The sequence below is a fragment of the Streptomyces sp. YS-3 genome, from assembly GCF_045257485.1.
Classification (GTDB): domain Bacteria; phylum Actinomycetota; class Actinomycetes; order Streptomycetales; family Streptomycetaceae; genus Streptomyces.
Genome location: NZ_JBJHPC010000525.1, coordinates 1 through 5,020, shown reverse-complemented (window position 1 = coordinate 5,020; position 5,020 = coordinate 1). Strand labels below are relative to the sequence as shown.

The following is a 5,020-nucleotide window of genomic DNA, read 5'->3' as shown; positions in this document are numbered from 1 at the left end:
CGGCCCTCCGGGGCGACTCCGCCCCGGAGGGCCGGGTGGAGGGCGGCGGGGAGACCGGGCCCGGGGTGGCCGCGGGCAGCCGGTGATCGGGCGTGCCGCCCGGCTCCACGGCCGTGTACCCGATCGCCACCGCCGCCACGGTGGCGAGCCCCGCCAACGGCAGGGCGAGGCGGCGCATCCGCGGCGGGCGCGGCCACGTTCGCCGCAGGGGAGCCCGGCGCCGGTGCGGGCCCGGCGGGTCGGCCGGACGCAGATCCCGGACCGTCACGGTCTGCGCGCGGGCCGCCAACGCGCGCCGCAGCCGCGCCTCGACGGGGCGCTCGGGACTCTCCCCGCCGTTCATCCCCACTCCTCTCACGACCGCTCCTTCAAGATCTTCTCCAGGGCGTCCAGACCCCGGCTGGCCAGCGACTTCACCGAACCGCGACTGATCCGCAGCGTCTGCGCGATCTCGGCCTCGGTGAGCTCGCCCCAGTACCGCAGCACCAGCACCTCACGGCGCCGCGCGCTCAACCTCCCCAGCGCGGCCAGCACTTCGCGGTGCTCCTCGTCGAGGACGACCCGCTCCTCGGCGGAGGGCGCGTCGGCCTCGTGCGGAGGGGTGTACGCGCGCGCCGTACGGCGTCGGCGCAGCACCGAGCGGGAGGCGTTGACCACGGCGGTACGGAGATAGGCGAGCGCGTTGTCCACCTCGGCGATCTCCTCGCCATGGCGCCGGTACAGCGCGGTGAACGCGTCCTGCACCACGTCCTCGGCCGTGGCCCGGTCGTCCACGAGCATCACCGCGAGGTGCACCATGCGCAGCCGGTGCGCGTGGTAGAGCTCGCTGATGGTCGGCCGGGAGGTGTCCGGGCCGTACCCGCCGAGGACGGCCGGGCGGGCCGGGCCGGTCGCCAGCCGGTCCCGGCGCAGCAGCCAGTGCAGAAAGGCGCGAGCGCCCGGACGCCCTGCGGGCGCCGGGTACCGGACGGCGGTGTACTCCATCACTTCCTCGGGTGGAACGGCGCGGCCCCGCACGGCGGGGCCACCCTGCGCCTCAGTGGCCCTGTCGCCGCCGGACGGCGTAGACGGTCCCGGCGCCCACGGCGATCAGCGCGCCCGCTCCGGCCCCCAGGACCGTGTTGGTCTTGGACGAGCCAGTATGAGCCAGTTCGTCCTGGCGCGTCGCGGGGGAGGGCGCGGTGCTGGGCTCGGCGCTCGGCCGCGCCTCGCCCGGGGCCTTCGTCGGGGGCGCGGCGGGCTCGGGCGTGCCGGGAGATGTGCTCGGCATGGCGGTGGGCCGGCCGGTGGAGGCAGGCGGCTTGGCGGGTGCGGGCCGCTTGGGCGCGGCGGAGGGCATCGTGGTCGGTTCGGTGGACGCCGGGGCGGGTCCGCCGCCGGCCAGGTGGCGCGGCTGCGTCCCACCGTCGGCGTGAGCCGTGCCGGCCAGGGCGGGCAGGGCGAGCGCGGCCAGCAGTCCGGTGGCGGCGGCTCCGCGGGCGAAGGCGCGGCCGTGGTGCTTTGTGGTGTTCACGTGGTACGTCTCCAGATCGGCTGAACGGACGCCGGACGACGCCCTTCACCCCTCACGACGTGCGGCGCGCCCCGGGGTTGCCGACGGATCGCGAAAACTTTTCCGTACGCCGTGCACGCCGTCGGCGCCCCCCGTCATCCCGCGCCCGTGAGGGTGTCCACCCCGGTGCCCGCGAACTCCTGGGCGAGCGGCCCGAGGGCGTCCCACTGGCGCACCGCCCAGCCCGCCGCCAGGGGCGGCAGCGCCGGCAGCGGTACGAAACGCACGGCGCCCGGGGCGGAGGCGGTCCACCCGGGCAGCGCCGGCACCACTGCGTGCCCGAGCCCCAGCTCGGCCAGGAGGATCGCGGTGTCCCAGTCCGCGACGCTGGTGGTCGACGCCAGGGTGACGTCCAGAGCGGTCAGTTGGCGGTCCAGGTGGTGCCGGGACCGGGAGTCGGCGGGTAGCTGGATGTGGCGGATCCCGGCGAGGTCGGCCGGTTCGACACTGCCCCTGCGCGCCAGCGGGTCGTCCGCGTGCACGGCCAGGACCCACGGCAGCTCGATGACCGGGCGCTGCTCGATGCCGCGCACGGGGCTGCCGACGGTGATCCAGGCGAGGTCGGAGTCGCCCGCGGCGAGTGCGTCGAGGCAGGCCCGGCTGGAGTTCTCGGTACGGAACTCCAGCCTGACGCGGGGGTGCGCACGGCGGAAGCGCACCACCGCGTCGGACATGAAGTGACGGACGGTGGTGGCGCCGGTGGCGATCCGCACGGTGCCGCCGTCGCCATCCCTGAGCTCGCGGAGCTGACGCAGCGCCAGCTCTATGTGGCCGATGCCCTGTGCGGCGGCCTGCTGGAGGATCCGCCCGGCCCCCGTGGGGGCGACGCCACGGGGGTGCCGCTCCAGGAGGGGCAGGCCGAGCTCGGCCTCCAGCCGCTTGACGTGCTGGCTCACCGCCGACTGCGTACGGGACAGATCGCGCGCCACGGCGCTCAGATTGCCGGTCTCGCAGGCGGCGACGAAGACACGGAGATCGTCGAGAGTCATGAACCCCAAGGTATTGCTTGGGCCTTAGAAAGAAAACCAGAGGATTGACTGGGGTGGGGGTACCCGCGAGGATCTGATCCGGGGCGGCAACCCGTCCGTGGACGCCGTCGGGGATCCGGACCCGGACGGCGCGGTCCACGGAGGGTGCCGACCCCGGTCCGTGGATTGCTCGGCCCAGCACCCGGGCTCACCAACATCTGCCGTTACGCCGCTTGTCGCCGCGTCGGCGAAGTGATCAGCCCGTCGGCGTAGTGATCAGGACCGGGGCCGGACACGTCTGACATGCTCAGCGCAGGTGGCGGGTTACCATGCCGCCACGGGGGCCCGACCAGGCCCGGAGCGCGCGGGGGACCATGTGAAGTTCGGGCTGCTCGGTCCGCTGTCCGTCCATGACGACGACGGAGTCGAGCTGACACCTGCCTCCCCCAAGGGCCGTGCCCTGCTCACCGCGCTGCTGCTCGCGCCGGGCGGCTCGGTGCCGCTCGCCCGGCTGGAGACGGCGCTGTGGGGCGAGCGTCCGCCGACCACCGCCCGCGCCTCGCTCCACAACCATCTGCTGCGGTTGCGCCGCTCGCTGGGCGAGGAGACCCGTATCCGGGCCGTGGCCGGAGGCATGCTGCTCGACCTGGAGGACGGCGAGCTGGACACCCGCGCCTTCGACGCGCACCTGGACGCCGCACGGGCCGCGCGCGTGGAGCAGGACTGGGACGGCGTCGTACGGGAGGCGGACGCCGCGCTGGCACTGTGGCGCGGCACCCCGCTGGAGGAGTTCCCGGCGCTCGCCGAAGACCAGGGCGCCCGCGTCGGCCAGTGGCAGGAGTCCCGTGTGCAGGCCCTGGAGTGGCGCTGCGACGCGGAACTGCGGCGCGGCCGGCACGACGTTCTGCTGCCGCAACTGTCCCGTCTGGTCGTCGAGTTCCCCCTGCGCGAGGCCTTCCACGTCCAGCTCATGCGGGCACTGCACCGCGGCGGACGGCGGCCGGAGGCGCTGGCCGCCTACCACCGGCTGCGCCGCACCCTGATCGACGAACTCGGCGTCGAGCCCGGCCCCGACGCGGCCACCGCCTACCAGGACATCCTGGTCGACGACGCCCCGCCACCCGCCCCGGCCCCGGACACCGACGCGGCCGTACCGACGTCGCTGCCCCGCGACGTCGCCGCCTTCACCGGCCGTGAGGACGAGGTCGAGGCCCTGGTCGCGGCGGTACGGAGCGGATCGGCCGGAGCCGCGGGCGTGGTGGGGATACACGCCGTGGACGGCATGCCCGGCGTGGGCAAGACCGCGTTCGCCGTCCACGTCGCCCACCGCCTCGCCGCCGACTTCCCCGACGGCAGCCTGTTCCTCTCCCTGCACGCGCACACCCGGGACACCCCGCCCGTCGACCCCGGCACCGCGCTGAGCAGTCTGCTGCTGGCCCTGGGGACCGACTCGCGCCGCATCCCCGCCGACCTGTCCGCGCGGGCCGGACTGTGGCGCGGCAAACTCGCCGGCGGGCGCTACCTCGTCCTCCTCGACGACGCCCTCGGCAGCGAACAGGTGGAGCCGCTGCTGCCCGGGACGCCCGGCTCCCTGGTCCTGATCACCAGCCGGCGGCGGCTGGTCGCCCTCGCGGACGCGGTGCCCGTCACCCTGGACGTCCTGCCCCCGGAGCGGGCGGTGGCGCTGCTCGTGGCCAAGGCCGGGCGCGCGGACGTGACGGCCGACGACCCCGCCTGCGCCGAACTGGCCCGCCTCTGCGGACACCTGCCGTTGGCTCTGCATCTGACGGCCGCGCGGCTGCGCCACCACCGCGCGTGGAGCATCGAGGACGTGATCGCCGATCTGGCGGCGGCGAGCGGGCGCACGGCGGCGCTCAGCTCCGAGAACGTCTCCGTCCAGGCCGCCTTCGAGCTCTCCTGCCGCGACCTCTCCCCGGACCAGCACCTGCTGTTCCGGCGCCTGGGACGGCAGCCGGGACTCGACTTCGACGCGTACGCGGTCGCCGCCCTGCACGACACCGCCCTGCCGACGGCCCGCCGCCTCCTGGAGGAACTGGAGGACCACCACCTCGTCGAGGAGCCTTCGCGAGGGCGCTATCGGATGCATGATCTGGTGCGCGACTATGCGCGCGCCCTCACGGAGACGGACTGCGGGGCCGACTGCGAGGCCGACTGCGAGACGGACCGCGGGGCTGGTCACGGTGTTGACCGGGGGGCGGACTGCGAGGCTGGTCACGGTGTCGGCCGCACGGCCGGTCATGGTGCCTACCGTGAAGGTGGTCACGGTGTTGACCGCGTGGCCGGTCATGGTGCCGACCGCGAGACGGACCGCGTGGCCGGTCACGGTGTTGACCGGGGGGCCGGTCACGGGACCGACCGTGAAGGGGGTCGCAGCACCGACGCGGCGCGGGCCGTGGAGCGCCAGCTCGACTACTACCTGCACGCCGCCCTCCGGGCCGGCCGCTTCTTCGCCCGCTACGACACGCCCGCCCGCACGCCC

5 protein-coding genes are annotated in these 5,020 nt (G+C 75.0%); 1 reads left to right on the top strand and 4 read right to left on the bottom strand.

The features are described from left to right. The 4 genes from ACJA3G_RS29815 to ACJA3G_RS29800 form a co-directional block, all read right to left on the bottom strand. Nucleotides 1-343: hypothetical protein (locus ACJA3G_RS29815; RefSeq protein ID WP_406556151.1), on the bottom strand; the 343-nt coding region annotated here is incomplete at its 3' end. Nucleotides 344-354: 11 nt separating this feature from the next. Further along, on the bottom strand, nt 355-984 hold the full coding sequence (locus tag ACJA3G_RS29810; protein ID WP_406556150.1) for an RNA polymerase sigma factor: 630 nt from the start codon (nt 982-984) through the stop codon (nt 355-357). A 52-nt stretch (nt 985-1,036) separates the two neighbouring features. Further along, complete coding sequence (locus ACJA3G_RS29805) at nt 1,037-1,513, bottom strand: LPXTG cell wall anchor domain-containing protein (protein WP_406556149.1); 477 nt, start codon at nt 1,511-1,513, stop codon at nt 1,037-1,039. 134 nt (nt 1,514-1,647) lie between these two features. Continuing rightward, entirely contained in the window at nt 1,648-2,541 is an 894-nt protein-coding gene (locus ACJA3G_RS29800; RefSeq protein ID WP_406556148.1) for a LysR family transcriptional regulator, read from the bottom strand. 295 nt (nt 2,542-2,836) lie between these two features. On the opposite strand from ACJA3G_RS29800, the gene ACJA3G_RS29795 reads away from it, so the two are divergent. Beyond that, nucleotides 2,837-5,020, top strand: a 2,184-nt coding sequence (locus ACJA3G_RS29795; protein ID WP_406556147.1) for a BTAD domain-containing putative transcriptional regulator, incomplete at its 3' end; no start/stop codon positions are given.

Coding starts and splice junctions, on each gene's coding strand:
- ACJA3G_RS29800 (WP_406556148.1), bottom strand. CDS start 2,541: ATGACTCTCGACGATCTCCGTGTCTTCGTCGCCGCCTGCGAGACCGGC.
- ACJA3G_RS29810 (WP_406556150.1), bottom strand. CDS start 984: ATGGAGTACACCGCCGTCCGGTACCCGGCGCCCGCAGGGCGTCCGGGC.